At 38.1% G+C, this 16,915-nt stretch carries 19 protein-coding genes; 14 read left to right on the forward strand and 5 right to left on the reverse strand.

What is annotated here, in order from left to right:
- The first annotated feature begins 23 nt into the window (after positions 1–23).
- The 3 genes from ACHUE4_RS04690 to ACHUE4_RS04700 are packed head-to-tail and all read left to right on the forward strand — an operon-like array spanning position 24 to position 2,559.
- Complete coding sequence (locus tag ACHUE4_RS04690) at positions 24–1,001, forward strand: ABC transporter ATP-binding protein (protein WP_394188225.1); 978 nt, start codon at positions 24–26, stop codon at positions 999–1,001.
- Complete coding sequence (locus ACHUE4_RS04695) at positions 994–1,635, forward strand: ABC transporter permease (protein WP_394188317.1); 642 nt, start codon at positions 994–996, stop codon at positions 1,633–1,635. The genes ACHUE4_RS04690 and ACHUE4_RS04695 overlap by 8 nt, the downstream gene beginning before the upstream one ends.
- Positions 1,636–1,647: 12 nt before the next feature.
- The gene (locus tag ACHUE4_RS04700) at positions 1,648–2,559 is read left to right on the forward strand and encodes an ABC transporter substrate-binding protein (RefSeq protein WP_394188226.1); all 912 of its coding nucleotides are present in this window, start codon (positions 1,648–1,650) and stop codon (positions 2,557–2,559) included.
- A gap of 91 nt (positions 2,560–2,650) precedes the next feature.
- On the opposite strand, the gene ACHUE4_RS04705 is transcribed toward ACHUE4_RS04700, so the two are convergent.
- Positions 2,651–3,445, reverse strand: a complete 795-nt coding sequence (locus ACHUE4_RS04705; RefSeq protein ID WP_394188227.1) for an SGNH/GDSL hydrolase family protein — start codon at positions 3,443–3,445, stop codon at positions 2,651–2,653.
- A gap of 90 nt (positions 3,446–3,535) precedes the next feature.
- Positions 3,536–3,838, reverse strand: a complete 303-nt coding sequence (locus tag ACHUE4_RS04710) for a nucleotide pyrophosphohydrolase (protein WP_394188228.1) — start codon at positions 3,836–3,838, stop codon at positions 3,536–3,538.
- Positions 3,839–3,905: 67 nt separating this feature from the next.
- On the opposite strand from ACHUE4_RS04710, the gene ACHUE4_RS04715 reads away from it, so the two are divergent.
- The 6 genes from ACHUE4_RS04715 (at position 3,906) to arsC (ending at position 8,835) form a co-directional block, all read left to right on the forward strand.
- Positions 3,906–4,496 carry a DNA-3-methyladenine glycosylase gene (locus tag ACHUE4_RS04715; RefSeq protein ID WP_394188229.1) on the forward strand — a complete coding sequence of 197 codons (591 nt, stop codon included), beginning with the start codon at positions 3,906–3,908 and terminating at the stop codon, positions 4,494–4,496.
- Between the two features lie 64 nt (positions 4,497–4,560).
- Positions 4,561–5,079 carry a type 1 glutamine amidotransferase domain-containing protein gene (locus tag ACHUE4_RS04720; protein ID WP_394188230.1) on the forward strand — a complete coding sequence of 173 codons (519 nt, stop codon included), beginning with the start codon at positions 4,561–4,563 and terminating at the stop codon, positions 5,077–5,079.
- Between the two features lie 180 nt (positions 5,080–5,259).
- A complete protein-coding gene (locus tag ACHUE4_RS04725; RefSeq protein ID WP_394188231.1) occupies positions 5,260–6,390 on the forward strand; it encodes a M20 peptidase aminoacylase family protein in 1,131 nt (376 codons plus the stop codon).
- A gap of 332 nt (positions 6,391–6,722) precedes the next feature.
- Positions 6,723–7,088, forward strand: coding sequence for an ArsR/SmtB family transcription factor (locus ACHUE4_RS04730; RefSeq protein WP_394188232.1), 366 nt, complete (start codon positions 6,723–6,725; stop codon positions 7,086–7,088).
- A gap of 14 nt (positions 7,089–7,102) precedes the next feature.
- Positions 7,103–8,398, forward strand: a complete 1,296-nt coding sequence (locus ACHUE4_RS04735; RefSeq protein WP_394188233.1) for an arsenic transporter — start codon at positions 7,103–7,105, stop codon at positions 8,396–8,398.
- Positions 8,399–8,415: 17 nt separating this feature from the next.
- A complete protein-coding gene (gene arsC, locus ACHUE4_RS04740) occupies positions 8,416–8,835 on the forward strand; it encodes an arsenate reductase (thioredoxin) (protein ID WP_394188234.1) in 420 nt (139 codons plus the stop codon).
- Between the two features lie 40 nt (positions 8,836–8,875).
- Here the strand turns inward: arsC and ACHUE4_RS04745 are convergent, their stop codons facing one another.
- Positions 8,876–9,673: a GNAT family N-acetyltransferase gene (locus ACHUE4_RS04745; protein ID WP_394188235.1), complete on the reverse strand. Its 798-nt coding sequence runs from the start codon at positions 9,671–9,673 to the stop codon at positions 8,876–8,878.
- A gap of 241 nt (positions 9,674–9,914) precedes the next feature.
- Here ACHUE4_RS04745 and ACHUE4_RS04750 point away from each other — a divergent pair, with 241 nt between their 5' ends.
- Both ACHUE4_RS04750 and ACHUE4_RS04755 read left to right on the forward strand, forming a co-directional pair.
- Positions 9,915–10,706 carry a GNAT family N-acetyltransferase gene (locus tag ACHUE4_RS04750; RefSeq protein ID WP_394188236.1) on the forward strand — a complete coding sequence of 264 codons (792 nt, stop codon included), beginning with the start codon at positions 9,915–9,917 and terminating at the stop codon, positions 10,704–10,706.
- Between the two features lie 77 nt (positions 10,707–10,783).
- On the forward strand, positions 10,784–11,578 hold the full coding sequence (locus ACHUE4_RS04755; protein ID WP_394188237.1) for an alpha/beta fold hydrolase: 795 nt from the start codon (positions 10,784–10,786) through the stop codon (positions 11,576–11,578).
- Positions 11,579–12,154: 576 nt separating this feature from the next.
- Here ACHUE4_RS04755 and hmpA read toward each other — a convergent pair.
- Positions 12,155–13,339: an NO-inducible flavohemoprotein gene (hmpA, locus tag ACHUE4_RS04760; protein ID WP_394188238.1), complete on the reverse strand. Its 1,185-nt coding sequence runs from the start codon at positions 13,337–13,339 to the stop codon at positions 12,155–12,157.
- A gap of 154 nt (positions 13,340–13,493) precedes the next feature.
- Here hmpA and ACHUE4_RS04765 point away from each other — a divergent pair, with 154 nt between their 5' ends.
- Together ACHUE4_RS04765 and ACHUE4_RS04770 are read left to right on the forward strand one after the other, a co-directional pair.
- Complete coding sequence (locus tag ACHUE4_RS04765) at positions 13,494–13,931, forward strand: RrF2 family transcriptional regulator (RefSeq protein WP_394188239.1); 438 nt, start codon at positions 13,494–13,496, stop codon at positions 13,929–13,931.
- Between the two features lie 47 nt (positions 13,932–13,978).
- Positions 13,979–14,908: a manganese-dependent inorganic pyrophosphatase gene (locus ACHUE4_RS04770; RefSeq protein ID WP_394188240.1), complete on the forward strand. Its 930-nt coding sequence runs from the start codon at positions 13,979–13,981 to the stop codon at positions 14,906–14,908.
- Positions 14,909–15,300: 392 nt separating this feature from the next.
- On the opposite strand, the gene ACHUE4_RS04775 is transcribed toward ACHUE4_RS04770, so the two are convergent.
- On the reverse strand, positions 15,301–16,089 hold the full coding sequence (locus ACHUE4_RS04775; RefSeq protein WP_394188241.1) for an AAA family ATPase: 789 nt from the start codon (positions 16,087–16,089) through the stop codon (positions 15,301–15,303).
- 105 nt (positions 16,090–16,194) lie between these two features.
- On the opposite strand from ACHUE4_RS04775, the gene ACHUE4_RS04780 reads away from it, so the two are divergent.
- Positions 16,195–16,902, forward strand: a complete 708-nt coding sequence (locus ACHUE4_RS04780) for a DsbA family oxidoreductase (protein ID WP_394188242.1) — start codon at positions 16,195–16,197, stop codon at positions 16,900–16,902.
- Positions 16,903–16,915 lie beyond the last annotated feature (13 nt).

The following is a 16,915-nucleotide window of genomic DNA, read 5'->3' on the forward strand; positions in this document are numbered from 1 at the left end:
AAGCTTACAAAGGAGCTGAGGCTGTGATTCGATTCGATCAAGTAACAAAGAAGTTCCCTGATGGTACAGAAGCTTTGAAAAACGTGTCATTAACGATTCCAACTGGAGAATTGACAGCAATTATTGGACCAAGTGGATGCGGGAAAACGACATTAATGAAAATGATTAATCGGTTAGAAGTTCCTACAATAGGAGATATTTTAATTGATGAAAAATCGATAAAAGATACAGACCAGGTAGAGCTAAGAAGATCAATTGGGTATGTGATTCAGCGAATTGGTTTACTCCCTCATATGACCATAGAAAAAAATGCAGGACTCGTTCCTAAATTAAAAGGGTGGTCAGATGAAAAAACACAGCTTCGTGTTAGAGAGTTAATGACCACGGTTGGACTAGAACCGGATATTTACTTGCCAAGATACCCACTGGAATTAAGTGGTGGTCAACAGCAACGAATCGGAGTAGTTCGTGCACTAGCGGGAGATCCCAATATTGTGCTAATGGATGAGCCATTCAGTGCTCTAGATCCGATTAGTCGTGAGCAACTTCAAAAAGAACTCCGAAGTCTTCAACAACGTATTCAAAAAACAATCGTTTTCGTTACTCACGATATGGATGAAGCACTTAAAATTGCAGATAACATTATTGTGATGCGAGAAGGTGAAGTCGAACAAATTGGTTCACCTGACGACCTAATTAATGAACCTGCAAATGACTTTGTTCGAGACTTTATTGGCCAAGAACGAATTAATCGTCAAAGAACTTTCGCACAACGTAAGATTCACGAACTAACTAGTTTCTTTTCACAAGCAAAAACGAGTGAACACGTTGAAGAGATTAGTTCAACTGATTCGATCGAAACAGCGATCGCGTTGTTAGAAAAGCCAAATGTGAGTTTGCTAGCTATTCGACACAACAATGAATTTGTTGGATATATTGATCAAACTTCTCTATTAAGAGCTGTTATTGCCAAGGAAGAAGGTGGCAACCATGCTGACTAATTTTATCGAAACAATTCAAAGTCGATCAGACTTAATTCAACAAGCATTTGTTGAACATATCTATCTTTCCTTTGTTGCATTAGCTATTGGGATTGCCATTGCACTCCCACTCGGCATTTTAATCGCTAGATATCGAAAATATGCAGAGCCAGTCATTGGTGTTACGGCTATTTTTCAAACGATACCTAGTTTAGCTTTATTTGGATTTCTTGTTCCTTTAATGGGAATAGGTTCGAATACGGCATTAATCGCACTTATAATTTATGCACTATTACCGATTTTGCGAAACACCTACACAGGCATTATTAGTGTGGATTCCTCTATTACGGAAGCAGGACGAGGCATGGGGATGACAAGGTCACAAATATTAACACAAATTGAATTCCCATTAGCTCTTCCATTTATTATGGCGGGCATTCGAACAGCCACTGTCTTAACAGTTGGTATTGCCACATTAGCTACTTTTGTAGGTGCGGGTGGTCTTGGGGATGTCATTTACCGAGGTTTGCAATCGTATAATAATTCGCTCGTACTAGCTGGAGCTTTACCTGTAGCTCTGCTCGCGATTTCTTTTGATTTATTATTAAAATGGGTTGAAAAGAAAGCTACACCAAAAGGAATGAAAACCACTTAGGAGGAACAATGAATGAAAAAAAGACTCGTAGGATTAGCATTAGTAGCATCAATCGCTTTAGTTGGCTGTAATTCAGACAGTGGCAATGGAGATTCTGCAGAACCGATTATCGTTAGTGGTAAACCGTGGACAGAGCAATTCATATTACCTCAAATCATTGGACAGTATATCGAAGCAAATACCGACTATACGGTTGAATATGAAGAAGGTTTAGGAGAAGTAGCTATCTTGACGCCTGCATTAGAAAAAGGCGACATTGACGTATATGTTGAATATACAGGTACTGGTTTACAATCAGTCCTTGGAGAAGAGCTTGAGCAAGGAGAAAGTTCAGAAAAAGTGTTAGATCGCGTTCGAAAAGGATACGAAGAGAAATATGGCGTGACATGGTTAGAACCACTTGGCTTTGAAAATACGTATACATTAGCCTATACAAAGGACAAACCATATGACGCTAAAACGTATTCGGATTTAGTGGAAGCATCAAAAAATGAAGAAATGGTATTTGGTGCACCTCATGCTTTTTATGAACGACCAGGAGATGGCTATGATGCTATGGTCGAAGTGTATCCCTTTGAATTTGCTGAAACCGAAAGTTTAGATCCTAACGTTATGTACGAAGCTGTTAAACAAGGTGATGTGGATGTAATTCCTGCCTTCACTACAGACGGACGCATTGAGCGTTTTGATTTAGCGATTACAGAAGATGATTTAGGATTCTTCCCGAAATATGATGCAGCTCCAATTGTTCGTCAAGAAACATTAGAGCAATATCCAGAACTAGAAGAAGCTTTGAATGGATTAGCAGGGAAAATTTCAGTTGAAGACATGCAAAAAATGAATGCTCGCGTAGATATTGACGGAGAAAAAGCAGAAGACGTTGCTCGCGAATTCTTAATTGAAGCGGGTTTAATTAAAGAATAAATAAACAAAAGGCTACCCTCGGTAGCCTTTTATACTGCAGATAAATAAAAAATTGTTGATTTCCTTTGCGGCGGACTTTAACGAAATCACATTAGATAGACTTTTGCATAAATGTCCATAATACTTGCCCCCATATTTTGTACCCGCGGTCATTTGGGTGAATGCCGTCCTTTAAAGTAGATGGTCGTGTGATATTAAGAGCATTCATTTGTTCAGTCATGGCGCCATGTGTATCAAAATAGAACCAGCCTTTTTCCTGAATATAAGAAGCTGTCTTTTCTACATAGTCAGTAAACGTTAACCCCAATTGATTAATAGGAGGACCGAATTTATTTTCGGTACAAGGATTTGGTGAAAGGAATAATATTCGCACATCTGGTAGCGCTGTTGTGTAAAGCGAGTAAAGCTCGTCCAACGAAGCAAAAGTGTCTTCAAGCGTAACGTTTTTGTTGTGATTATTTATGACCGAGGTTTCAATAAATAACACATCCGGTTCTTCTAATAGAATCGGATTTTTCACATGATCTTCAAGTAAACGAACGGACGTATATCCCGAATGACCATGATTACTGACAATCAAGTTCTTTAAGGCAGGATGCGTTTGACGTAAATTTTTTTCAATTATTCCTCGCCACGTCTTGGATTGATGGCTAGAACCAGAACCTCTGGTTACACTACTTCCTGTAACCGCCATTCTTGCTTCACCACTTAACATAGATCTGAATATTAGGTAGTCAATCATCGTTTGATCAGGATTATATTTTGGATCGTACGTTTTGATTAAGGTTTCATTTGCACTTGCTTGGTCTTGCCTTGTATCTGTTCGGGTGTAGAAGAGTAAAAGTGTCCCCGCAGCAATCCAAATTAACCATTTCCATTTTTTCATGGGGGTCACTCCTTGCCTAGTTGTTCCATTAATATAATATTCAGACAATAATTAAGCAATAGGAAAATGGAAACAAACTCAAGTTTCCGTTTAGGTTCTCACTTGAATAGGGTATTTAATAGCATTCTTTTTCATCTTTTCCCGTGCTGCATGTACTAAATCTTCACCTAGTACATCTGAAAGTTGCAACAAGTAGATGTACACATCAGCCATTTCATCGATAATGGCTTGTTTATCTTTAGCAATTGAATCTTCTGCAGATTGCCACTGAAAACATTCGAGTAATTCGTTTGCTTCTAAAGAGATAGAGATGGCCAAGTTTCTTGCGTCATGATTACGACCCCAGCCGCGATCAGTGTTAAATTGATTAATTTCATTTATTAGTTCTTTCATGGAACTCCATCTCCTTCAACTAAAGTAATTTCTTTCTTTTAGTATAATAAAAACAGGAGGGATATACATGCATTTTCGACCGATACATCCGGGATTCTTTGAAAAGCCCACTCTCGAATTAGCTGAAAAACTTCTTGGCCAATATGTTGTTCATGAACATCCGGAAGGTGTTATTGCTGCAAAAATTATCGAGACAGAAGCATACATGGGTGCTGAAGATCGAGCAGCACATAGTTTTGGCAATCGAAAAACAAAGAGAACAGAGATCATGTTTGGAAAAGCGGGTCTTGTTTATACATATCAAATGCATACTCACACACTTATGAATGTTGTCAGTGGCCCAATTGGAATTCCTCAAGCGATTCTGATTCGAGCTGGCGAACCAATTGCTGGCGAAGACTTGATGCAGAAATTCCGAGGAAACATCTCGCGTAAAGATTGGTCAAATGGACCAGGGAAATTAGCGAAAGCTTTAGGTGTGACGATGAACTATTATGGACACCATTGGTCTGAACAACCGCTCTATATTGCGGAGGGTCCCGGAATTTCTGAAGTGGAAATCGGACCAAGAGTAGGGATACAAAATACAGGCGAAGCTGTTCATTACCCATATCGTTTTTCTGAAAAAGGACATCCGATGGTTTCCAAATACCGCTAATTACGTTTAGGAATTCAATTAGGTGGAATAGTAGGAAAGTACAAACTTTAAGGAGTGATTGGAAATGGCAAAGATTGCAACGTTAATCACAAATATGTTTGAAGACTCGGAATACATTGAGCCGTCTACAGCTTTTAATAATGCTGGTCATGAGGTTTTCACGATTGAGAAAAAAGCTGGAAACGAAATAAAAGGAAAACAAGGCGAAGCAAATGTAACCATTGATTACGGTATTGATGATGTGAAGCCAGAAGATTTTGATGCGTTATTTCTTCCAGGTGGGTTTTCACCGGATCAGTTACGCGCTGACGAACGCTTTGTCGAATTTTCAAAAGCGTTTATGGATGCGAAAAAACCTGTTTTCGCCATCTGTCATGGACCGCAATTATTAATAAGTGCAAAAGCACTTGAAGGTCGAGACGCAACTGGATTTAAATCGATTGCTCAAGACATGAAGTATGCTGGTGCTAAGTATGCGGATAAAGAAGTAGTGGTTTGTCAAAATCAACTCGTGACAAGTAGAACGCCTGAAGATTTACCTGCATTTAATCGAGAATCATTAAAACTACTAGAACAAGTATAATGATGCACAGTCCTGCTACCGCGGGGCTGTTTTTTTGAAAAGAAAAACTAAGTTTATAAAGTGAACGGCATGTAATTCAAATAGAAAATATTGTTATCATGATTTATTTCAAAAAGACTTTAATTATTTCTTCTGCATACGATAAGCTAAGTAGATAGAGAAAATTTTGGGGTGGAAAGAATGAATGACATACTGTTAACAAACAAACAAAAGTTGGATGAAGTTTTTCGTTATTTACATACGCATCCGGAAGCAAGTTGGCAGGAAATTGAAACAACAGCTTATTTGAAAAAGTTGATTGAACAAGAAGGATTTACTGTGAAAACCTTTGATGATTGTACCGGGTTATATGTGGAAATCGGAGAAGGACCTACATGCATTGGGGTTAGAGCAGACATTGATGCTTTATGGCAGGAGGTAGATGGAGTGTTCCAAGCCAATCACTCCTGTGGACATGATGCCCATATGACAATGGCTTTTGGAGCATTGCTCCATTTAAAAGAAAAAGGCTTTCCTAAAAACGTTCGTTTTAAATGGATTTTCCAACCCGCTGAGGAAAAAGGAAAAGGTGCCGAAAAATTAGTTAGTAAAGGCATTATCGATGATATTGACTATTTATTTGGTGTGCATTTAAGACCGATTCAAGAAATTGGCGATGGTACTGCTTCTCCAGCCATTCACCATGGAGCCGCATCTATTTTACAAGGAACAATAATCGGCCAAGATGCACATGCAGCGAGACCACATTTAGGAGTAAATGCAATTGAAGTCAGTGCAGCAATCGTCCAAGGTCTTCAAGGGATACGCTTAGATTCAATGACTCCATATTCAGCGAAAATGACAAAACTGCATGCTGGTAGCGAGACAGGAAATATTATTCCAGGGAATGCCTCATTTAGCATCGATTTACGTGCTCAAACCAATGACGTGATGACGCTTTTAAATGGAAAAGTTCACCATGTTCTCAAACATGTGGAAGATTTATACGGTGTTGTCATTGATGTAACGGTTCACTCGAACTTGGTTGCGGCAATTGTAGATGGAGATGCATGTGAGTTAATGGAAAGAGCGATTGCTGGTGTATTAGGTGAAGAGTATGTGCAACCGCCGATTGTTACACCAGGCGGAGAGGATTTCCATTTTTATTCAGCTCATGTACCAACATTAAAAGCGACCATGCTAGGGCTTGGGTGTGATTTATCTCCAGGTTTACATCATCCTAAAATGAAGTTTAACGAAGAATGTATTCATACAGGAAGTGACATCCTTGCACGTGTAGTATTGTTAACAGCTGAAGAAATAAAGAAATGAGATCCCTTTTAACCACCTTAAACTTTCTGTTCAAGGTGGTGTTTTCTTGAGTGGGCTCTATAGGAAACCGAATATAGATTTAGTGGAAAACATAGTTTGCACGATTTTTAAGTGCATACTGTGTTTTTGTTTTGGAAAATAATAGAACTGGAAACTCCTGGGCTTTCGCTCATAGAAAACCAAATTGAGTGCAAGATTTGTTGTTGAAAGAACAAGATCGACAATTGAAAGAGCAAGATTAACAAGTGAAAGAACAAGGTTTACAAACTTTAAGAAAATCACACAAAACATTAAACAATTCACTATTGATTTCATAAGTGGATGCTTATATAATGAAAATGAATATAACACATAAGGAGATGCTTATGGATTATTTAGAGCTTGAACAGTATCTAAAAGGTATTGGAGATCAAAATCGATTGCGAATTTTAACTCATCTCATGCATCAGTCGTTATGTGTGTGTGAATTAACTGAGTTGCTTCATATGACGCAACCGGCAATTAGTCAGCATATGAAAAAGTTAAAAGAAGCGGGGATCGTTTCAGAAGAAAAGAGAGGAAGATGGACGATTTGGTCACTTCAAATCAGACATCCCCAGTATCCTGTTTTGATTCATTTGTTGAGTTTACTTCCATCACCTGAACGTACAGTAGATGATTTGATTAAAGAAGGAAAAAAAGTAATGTGTGAAGCATAGATGGGAGCGAAATAATGGATGTTTGGTTAGCTAGTCTTGTATTTTTGGTCACGTTGGTATTTGTTATTTGGCAACCACGTGGATTGTCAATCGGTTGGTCAGCGATGGCAGGAGCTGCAGTAGCTCTATTAGTTGGGGTTGTTAATTTTCAAGATGTGATTGACGTAACGGGGATTGTTTGGAATGCGACATTAACCTTTATTGCGTTAATTATTATTTCTCTTATATTAGATGAGATCGGATTCTTTGAATGGGCTGCTTTACATATGGCTCGATTCGCTAAAGGAAGCGGAATCCGTATGTTTTTATTAGTTACTTTATTGGGTGCAGGAGTAGCGGCTTTATTCGCAAATGACGGGGCAGCACTAATTCTTACACCAATTGTATTGGCAATGGTTCGTGCATTAGATTTTAAAGAGAAAATGATTTTACCGTTTATTATGGCTTCTGGTTTTATTGCAGATACCACTTCGTTGCCATTCGTTATTAGTAACTTGGTGAATATTGTATCCGCAGACTTTTTTGGAATTGGTTTTATTGAATATGCATCTCGCATGTTTGTTCCAAATCTATTTAGTTTAGCTGCAAGTATGTTGGTGTTGTATTTGTATTTTGGAAAATCAATTCCGAAACATTTCGATGAAAAAATGGTGAAAGAACCTAAAACTGCTCTAAAAGATATTCAAATGTTCCATGTGTCTTGGTATGTTCTAGGTGTGTTGTTAATTGGCTATTTCTTAAGCGAAACAATCGAAATCCCAGTTTCAATCATCGCTTCAATTGTTGCGATACTATTCTTATTAATTGCTAGACGTAGTCAAGCTGTTCATACAGCTGCAGTTATTAAGGGTGCACCGTGGGCGATTGTGTTCTTTTCAATTGGTATGTATGTTGTCGTTTATGGACTTCGTAACGTTGGATTGACGTCGATCTTAGCAGTGGTGATTGAATGGTCAGCTAGTCATGGATTATATGCAGCCACTCTAGGAATGGGCTTTATCGCAGCCATCTTATCTTCGATTATGAACAATATGCCAACAGTTATGATTGATGCATTGGCAATTGCTGAAACGAATACGACTGGCGTTACGAGAGAAGCATTGATTTATGCGAATATTATTGGATCAGATTTAGGTCCAAAAATGACGCCAATTGGATCACTTGCAACACTGCTTTGGTTACACGTGTTAAGTCAAAAAGGAGTAAAAATCTCGTGGGGTTATTACTTTAAGGTGGGGGTTATCTTAACAGTACCAACCTTATTCATTACATTAACTGGTCTTTACCTTTGGTTAACAATAATTCACTAGAAAAGGATGATTTTAAAATGGAGAAAAAGATTTTGTATTTCTTATGTACAGGTAATTCATGTCGTTCACAAATGGCGGAAGCCTTTGGTCATAAACATTTGAGTGATCAATTTGATGTTTATTCAGCTGGAATTGAAGCGCATGGCCTAAATCCAAATGCGATTAAAGCAATGGATGAAGTGGAAATCGATATTCGCAATCAAACATCAGATACGATTGATACTGAGTTATTAAACCGTGCAGACTATGTCGTAACGTTATGCGGGGATGCGAATGACAAATGTCCGATTACACCTCCACATGTGACAAGATGGCATTGGGGATTTGACGACCCTGCTCGCGCAGAGGGTACGGAAGAAGAAAAGTGGGCTGTGTTCCAACGAGTTCGTGACGAAATCAGTGAACGCATCGAAGAGTTCGGAAAAACTGGTAAATAAGAAAAAGCGGCATGGCGGAGAAAATTCCACCATGTCGCTTTTAAATAATTTTACCCATATAAAGTTCGTTAACAAATTGATCATCAATTTTTAAAGAATGAGGACGAGTTCCTTCTATGTTATAGCCCATTTTTTTATATAAGGCTATTGCACGCTCGTTGTTTTCAACAACAGTTAGTTCAATCCGTTGAATCTCGACTTCGTGAGCAAAACTTTCGGCTTTTTTCATGAGGGATGTACCCACATTCTTCCCGTAGTAAGCTGACAATACACCAATTACGAGTGAAGCTCGATGTTTTGAGCGAGGAGCAGTTCCGCCGTTTAGGACAACAAACCCAGCGAACTCCCCATTTAAAATTGCGACAAACATGCCGGAATTTAGAGACCTTTTCCATTCTCCAATTCGTTTTCGAATCCCTTGAACGGTCATTTTTCGTTCATCTTTACCGAACATCATAAAATCCGATTCAGCATCAATTGCTGAATGAAGATTGATAATGGATCGAGCGTCTTCAAGATCCGCTGGACGAATGATCAAAATTTCTTCGGTTTTATTTCCGGAGTGGACTTCAAATAAAGAGTCTGATGTTTTAGCGAACGTAACTGAACGTCCTAACTCAATCTCTTTTACATGATAGTCTGACTCAGTCCATGCTTGAAAATGTAAGGCAGGTGGTTTTGTTTTCTTCCACCAGCTACTATTTAAATAGGCCGCATTTGGTAATTGTTGTCCGATAATATTTTCCATGGCTGTATATGTGAGTGTCAGTTCATTAATTGTCGATTCTGCAAAAAACGTAGCTAAAGGAATATACTTTTTTTCCATTTTTTTAGACATATTAAACCTTCTTTCTAAATTGATGTGAGTGACATCAACGGTATTATTTTACCATATATATATAACTAATACACTACTTTATGCTCATTTATTTTTGGGACTGGTAAATTATTTCCTGTAAATGATATGATACACTTTAAAATAGGCAATGTGAACTTAATATTCCAAATATTATGTAATTTAAGAAAAATAATTACTGGAAAAAACTAAGACGAAAGTCACGTGAAGGGAATTTGGAAATATGATTAGAAAATTAGTAGAGCAAGATCGTACATTAACAATGAGCTTTGTATCAGCAAAACCAGCTGAGAATTTATTCATTATCGGTGATATCGAAGGTTACGGATTTCACTCTGATATTCAAACACTATGGGGAGATTTTTCCGAATCTGGGGAACTGCGAGCAGTTTTATTAAAGTATGATCAGAACTTTATTTTGTATGCCCCTGCAACCTTTGATCACGAGGGAGTTGCCTCAGTTATTAATCAAGATTCAAACTTTACATATTTATCAGGAATCGAAGAAATGGTGAATAAAATCACTCCATATATAAAGCGAGAACCAAAAAAACCACGTGTCATGTATTACGCTAAGTGTGAAACAGCCGACCATTTGCCTGAAATTCCAGCTGACATGTTAATTGAAAAAGCTGTGCCAGAAGATGCAGGAGCTATTATTGCTCAAATGAAGGCAATTCCAGAATTTGCTGAAGGGAATTATAGTGTTGAACATAAGAGATCTAGCTTAGAAAAAGGATTTGGTCATGCATACTTTATTAAAGAAGACGATGTCATTGTTAGCTCTGCTTCTAGTACAGCTGAAAACAGTCAATCAGCGATGATTGTTGGCGTAGGTACATTAGAAAGTCATCAAAATAGAGGGTTAGCTTCATACTGTATGTCGAAGCTTTGCAGGGAACTTTTAGCGGAAGGGAAAATGTTGTGTCTGTTTTATGACAACCCCGCTGCGGGCTCTATTTACAAGCGTATTGGCTTTGTTGACATCGGAAAATGGAGCATGTGGACATATTAATCTGATCGAAACTGTTGAACCCTCTACGTATCCGTTGTTTAATAGAAGAAAGAGATTGATAGAGGAGTTTGAGGATAGTGCTTCACTACAAAACATATATCACATCAGAATCAGCCCCTTGGGTTTCTTTCGTTCACGGAGCAGGAGGAAGTTCATCTATTTGGTACAAACAAATACGTGAATTTAGAAAAGACCATAATGTCTTATTAATCGATCTAAGAGGTCACGGTAAATCTGCTCGTGGTCGTTGGAAAAAAGGCGACTCATTTGCGCATATTGCAGATGAAGTTAAAGATGTATTGAATGAACTAAATTTAGAACAAACACACGTAATTGGTATGTCCCTAGGAACAATTGTTGCGCAAACAATGGCAGAACGTTTTCCAGAAAGAATTTCTTCCTTAATATTAGGTGGAGCAATTATTCGACTGGATATCCGTACAAAAGTACTTTTATGGACAGGGCGTATGACAAAGCGTTTTATTCCCTATATGTTGCTATACAAATTGTTCGCTTGGATTATCATGCCGAAGAAACGTCATGAAGAATCTCGCATGGTTTTTGTGAATCAAGCGAAGAAAATGTGTCAAAAAGAGTTTATTAAATGGTTTTCATTAACTAAGTTAATAAATCCATATTTATCTCGACTACAAATGAAAACAAATTCTATCCCCACCTTATTTTTAATGGGGGAAGAAGACTACTTATTTATGCCACCTGTGGAAGAATTGGTACGTCGAAATGAAGAATTTAAATTAATTAAAATTAAAGATTCAGGTCATGTATGTAACATCGATCAGCCGGACATGTTTAATGAGCTGTCGATTGATTTTATTTCCATGATTCAAAACAAGAAAGCTATCGCCATTTAAGGTGATAGCTTTTTTTCAATAAATGTAGACAAAAGAGTTACAGTTTGTATAAATACCTTGAAAATTCGACTTTTGAACGTGATTAAAAAATGTTGGTTGGCTATTTCTTTCGCTATCCGCGGACGAAACGCTAGCCTCCTCGGCTGTTAAAAACCTACACTCCTGCGGTTACTCGTCGCAAACGAATTGTGCACAATTCTTTGCCTGTGGGGTCTAGCGTATTTCGTTTTTCAGCAGGAGTCTTCAGAAATAGCCAACCGTATTCCTAGTGAACAGTTTGCATAATTATGATTACAGTTTATAAGACATGCAGAAGAAATTCCCTAAGGAGCAGGCATAAAAATTAAAAGTTATTCTCTTAAATATAAATGTATTTTATTCCGGTTGCTAGGAATGGAGACGGCGACTCCGTGGGGAATAGCGTGAGCTTTAGACCCTGGACTGAGCTCGCGAGGGAAGCGGCTAAAGCCATGCCCCCCGGAAAGCGACCGTTGCAATGGAAAGCAATACTGTTTATTTGTCCACAGTCTCGAAATAGCAAGCACCACATTGAGTGCTTGCTATTCTTTTTTAAATTTAAACTGTTACAGGTTCAAGTGAAACAGCAGGACCGAAGAACTCAAAATGAACGCGATCTGCTGCAAAGCCTAATTCATAAAGAGTGTTAATCATTGCTTTCATAAATGGTACAGGTCCACACACGTAGATATCACTAGTTGGAAGTACGTTCTCTGCTAATAACTCTTTAGTCAGCATTCGATTTTCATCAGAATATAGAGTTAAGATGGTTGTGTCTTCCATAGTGGACAATAACGTACGAACATCTTCGTCAAATGCGTGCAAGGCTTTATTTCGTGCGCCATGTAAAAAGGCTACAGGTCGAGTTGGTGTCGTTTTAGAAATGGTTTCTAACATACTCATCATTGGAGTAACGCCTACACCACCGCTAATTAATGTAACCGGACGAGTACTCTCGACATCTAAGAAGAAATCCCCTGCAGGTGCAGTTACTTCAATCGAATCACCAACTTGAATGGCTTCGTGGAGATAGACTGAAACCTTCCCATTTGGATTCATTTCATTTTCTTTTTTCACAGAAATTCGATACGTGTCTTGGCCAGGTGATTGTGACAAGCTATATTGGCGATTAAATAGATACGTTTCACCAGGAATGCTAAGACGAATCGTAATGTATTGACCTGGTTTAAAGCTTGGAAGGCCAGCTCCATCTGCTGGTTTCAAATAAAATGATGTGATGACATCTGATTCTTCGACTTTATTAACAATCGTAAAGTCTTTAAATCCATCCCATCCATTTGTTTGAGTTGCCGCATCATTGTACATGTCTTTTTCTACTTGGATAAATACATCTGCAATTACGCCATATGCTTCTCCCCAAGCTTGAATAATGTCATCCGTTGCATCATCGCCTAGAACTTCTTTAATAGCTCCAAGTAAATGTTCTCCAACGATTGGATAATGCTCAGCTTTTATAGCTAAAGAGCGATGTTTATGCGCTATTTGTTTTACTACAGGTAAAATGGCGCCTAAATTATCGATATGTTGAGCTGCAGCATATACGGTGTTAGCAAGAGCCGCTTGTTGGCGACCTTGTTTTTGATTAGCATGATTAAAAATATTCAATAGCTCTGGATGAGCTGAAAATAAATTCTTATAGAAAACCGTTGTGATTTCAGTTCCGTGGGTCGCTAGGACAGGTGCAGTAGATTTGACGATTTTGATTGTTTGAGAAGATAACATTTGTTTTTCCTACCCTTCATCATTTGATAGCTTTACCTTACGCCTGAGAAAATTTTAAAGCAATATATAAAATACATCTTTAATATTTTAGACACATTTCTTTCACGGAAAAGACATACTCGGTATAATGAGGATGGAGAAAGTGCGGTGAAATATGCGATTAACTATGTACACTGATTTTTCACTTCGCGTATTAATGTACGTTGGGTCAAAAGAAAGATCACAGTTGTCAACGATACAAGAAATTTCAACAGCTTATGGAATATCGAAAAATCATTTAATGAAAGTCACTTATGAATTAGGGAAACATGGCTATATTGAAACCGTTCGTGGTAGAGGTGGCGGAATCCGCCTAGCACATGATCCAATAAATATTAATGTTGGCGAAATAGTCAAGAAGATGGAGGATGATTTCTATCTTGTTGAATGTTTTAATTGTGCATCTAATCGCTGTGTCATAACGCCAGTGTGTAAATTAAGAAATTTGTTACATCAAGCTTTAACAGCGTATTTATCAGTACTCGATGCGTATACATTACAGGATTTATTGGTCAATAAAGAAGAGCTCGGTGCCATTTTGTTTATGAAATAGGTATGTTAAAATAAACAGCGATAAGTTTTAAATAATGGAGGATTCTCATGAAAAAAGTATTTGTAGTAGGCCATAAAAATCCAGATACAGATTCAATTGCATCTGCACTGGTCTATGCACATTTAAAGCGTCAACTAGGAATGGATGCAGAAGCGGTGCGTTTAGGTGATGTGCAAAATGAAACATCATTTGCCCTTGAAACGTTTGGTGTTGAAGCTCCACGTTTGATTGAAAAAGCTGGAACTGAAGTTCAACAAATTATTTTAGTGGATCATAATGAAAAGCAACAAAGTGTGGATGATATAGATGAGGTACAAGTTATCGAGGTTATCGATCATCACCGAATCGCTAATTTTGAAACCGCAGATCCGTTGTATTTCCGTGCAGAACCCGTTGGTTGTACAGCAACGATTTTGAATAAATTATATAAAGAAAATGGAGTAGATATCCCTGCTAATATGGCTGGGTTAATGCTATCTGCCATTATCTCAGATTCTTTATTATTTAAATCGCCTACATGCACACCACAAGATATCGCAGCGGCAAAAGAACTTGAAGTAATCGCAGGCGTGAATGCTGAAGAATACGGAATGGAGATGCTGAAAGCTGGAGCGGATTTAAGCGATAAAACGCTTGAAGATTTATTAACGCTAGATGCTAAAGAGTTCGGAATGGGTGAGTACAAAGTAGAAATCGCCCAAGTAAATGCGGTTGATGTGAACGACATTATGAACCGTCAAGTTGAATTGGAAGATTTAATCTACAGAAACATTGCGGAAAAAGGACTCGATTTGTTCTTCTTCGTCGTGACTGATATCTTAAACAACGATTCAGTTGCATTAGCATTAGGCAATCAAGCAAGCAAAGCTGAAGCAGCATTTGGTGTGCCTTTCGTTAACAACGTAGCTTTATTAAAAGGCGTTGTTTCTCGTAAGAAGCAAGTAGTACCAGTCTTAACAGAAGCTTTAAGTGAATAAACAAAAGCCGGTTCTCAATTTAGAGAATCGGCTTTTTACGTATCTAGGTATCGCGGAGATATGCAGAGTGGTTGGCTCGCCTAGTTAACTTGGTTTGAGACACGTTTGATTGATAAAAGGCTGAATTTGATTGATAAATCGTCAGTTTGATTGATAAATTCCCATTTTGATTGATAAACCCGTCAGTTTGATTGATAAATTTTCAAAAGCAAATCAATCTTCAAAAAACCGTCTCATTAACCAAGTACACTCTGATTTGAAACACACTTATTTCAAACAGAAGCGAAGCGAAAACCAAAACCATTCAAATGGGAGCAATTTCGCTAGTCGCTTCATGTCCATTTGCTGTTGGGGAGTCTCATTAGTCTCGCAAAGTCATAAGCCTCGTTTTTTTACGTATCAAGCAAATGCCTCAAATACCGCTGTGGGTCTTTCATGAAATCTGAGGTTAACCGAACATGCTCCACTTCATCGTATGTTGTTGGGACAAGCTGATCATCTTGAATTTCAAGCAGGGTAGCTTCAGGGTATGCCATTAGGATCGGTGAGTGAGTGGAAATGATAAATTGTGCACCATTTTTAACCATGTCATGCATGATAGCCAAGAATGACAATTGTTTATTTGGAGACAAAGGTGCCTCAGGCTCATCGAGAATATACAAACCATTCGGTTTAAATCTCGCTTGGAATAAATCCAGAAAACTCTCTCCGTGCGACCTCACATCTAGGCCTTCGCCATATAAGTGACGTAGCTCAGAATACGTTCGGGCATAAGGGAGTACTTCTAGGCTGAAAGGATCTCTTCTCTTAATTTCTTCTAAAGTAATCCGCGCGCTTTCACGCATATTGGCTAATTCACGTGTGTATGTAATGAAATCAGAGGCTCGAAAGAAAAATCCATTTTTGGTTCGAACAGACCAAATCAGTTTAAGCTCCTCAGATAAATCATATGCATGAGAAAAAGAAGTGTCTTTTTCTATATACTCTCCACTAATTAAAATGCTTCCACTCGCGGCTGCGATTCCTTCAAGCAAAGTTGTTTTTCCAGAACCATTATCTCCTGCAAGGATCGTGACAGGGTTTGAAAATACGAGCGATTCGAATTGCTGAATCAAAGGAAGATTGAACGGGTAATTCGTTCTAGAAGAACGTTTCTTTCGAATAACTTCACGTAATATCATTAAGAACACACTCCTTTATCAAAACTTTAGCATAAATCGATCTGCTAGGCAGAATGATTGCGAGCTTTTATGGAACACTCTAAAATTGATTTTGAGGTGAATGACATGAAAATAGAAGTATGGTCAGATTATGTTTGTCCATTTTGTTATATAGGAAAACGACGACTAGAAGAAGCAATTGCGTCATCAGGACTATCAGAAAATATCGAAATTCAATTCAAAGCTTATGAATTAGATCCAAACTCTCCAGCAACTTCAGATAAATCGACATACGAAATACTTGCTGAAAAATATAATACGACACCTGAAGGGGCCAAAAAAATGACAGCCTCGGTTAGTCAACAAGCGGAGACGGTAGGTTTAACATACGATTTCGATCAAATTAAACACGCTAACACTTTTGATGCTCATCGTTTAGCAAAGTGGGCAGAGAGTCAAGGGAAGCCTGCAGAAGTGAATGAACGTTTATTAAAAGCTCATTTCATTGAAACAAAAGAAATTGGTCGTCATGATGTGTTATTAGATGTAGTTGAAGAAATCGGTCTAGACCGTGAAAAAGCAGCTGAAGTATTAGCTTCAAATGCATTTGAAGTCGAAGTAAAGCAAGATGTTCAAGAAGGTATGTTACTTGGTGTACAAGGTGTGCCGTTTTTCGTCATAAACCGCAAATATGCTATTTCTGGAGCTCAACCAGCAGAAGCTTTTGCGGATGCATTAAAGAAAGTTGCTGAAGAAGAAGGAATATCGCCGAAACTTCAGACGCTCGGTCAAGACGATGTAGGAATCTGTAAAGATGATTCATGTGATATTTAATTGATGAGAGAGC

It is taken from the genome of Paenisporosarcina quisquiliarum (assembly GCF_043641925.1).
Lineage (GTDB): Bacteria > Bacillota > Bacilli > Bacillales_A > Planococcaceae > Paenisporosarcina > Paenisporosarcina quisquiliarum_A.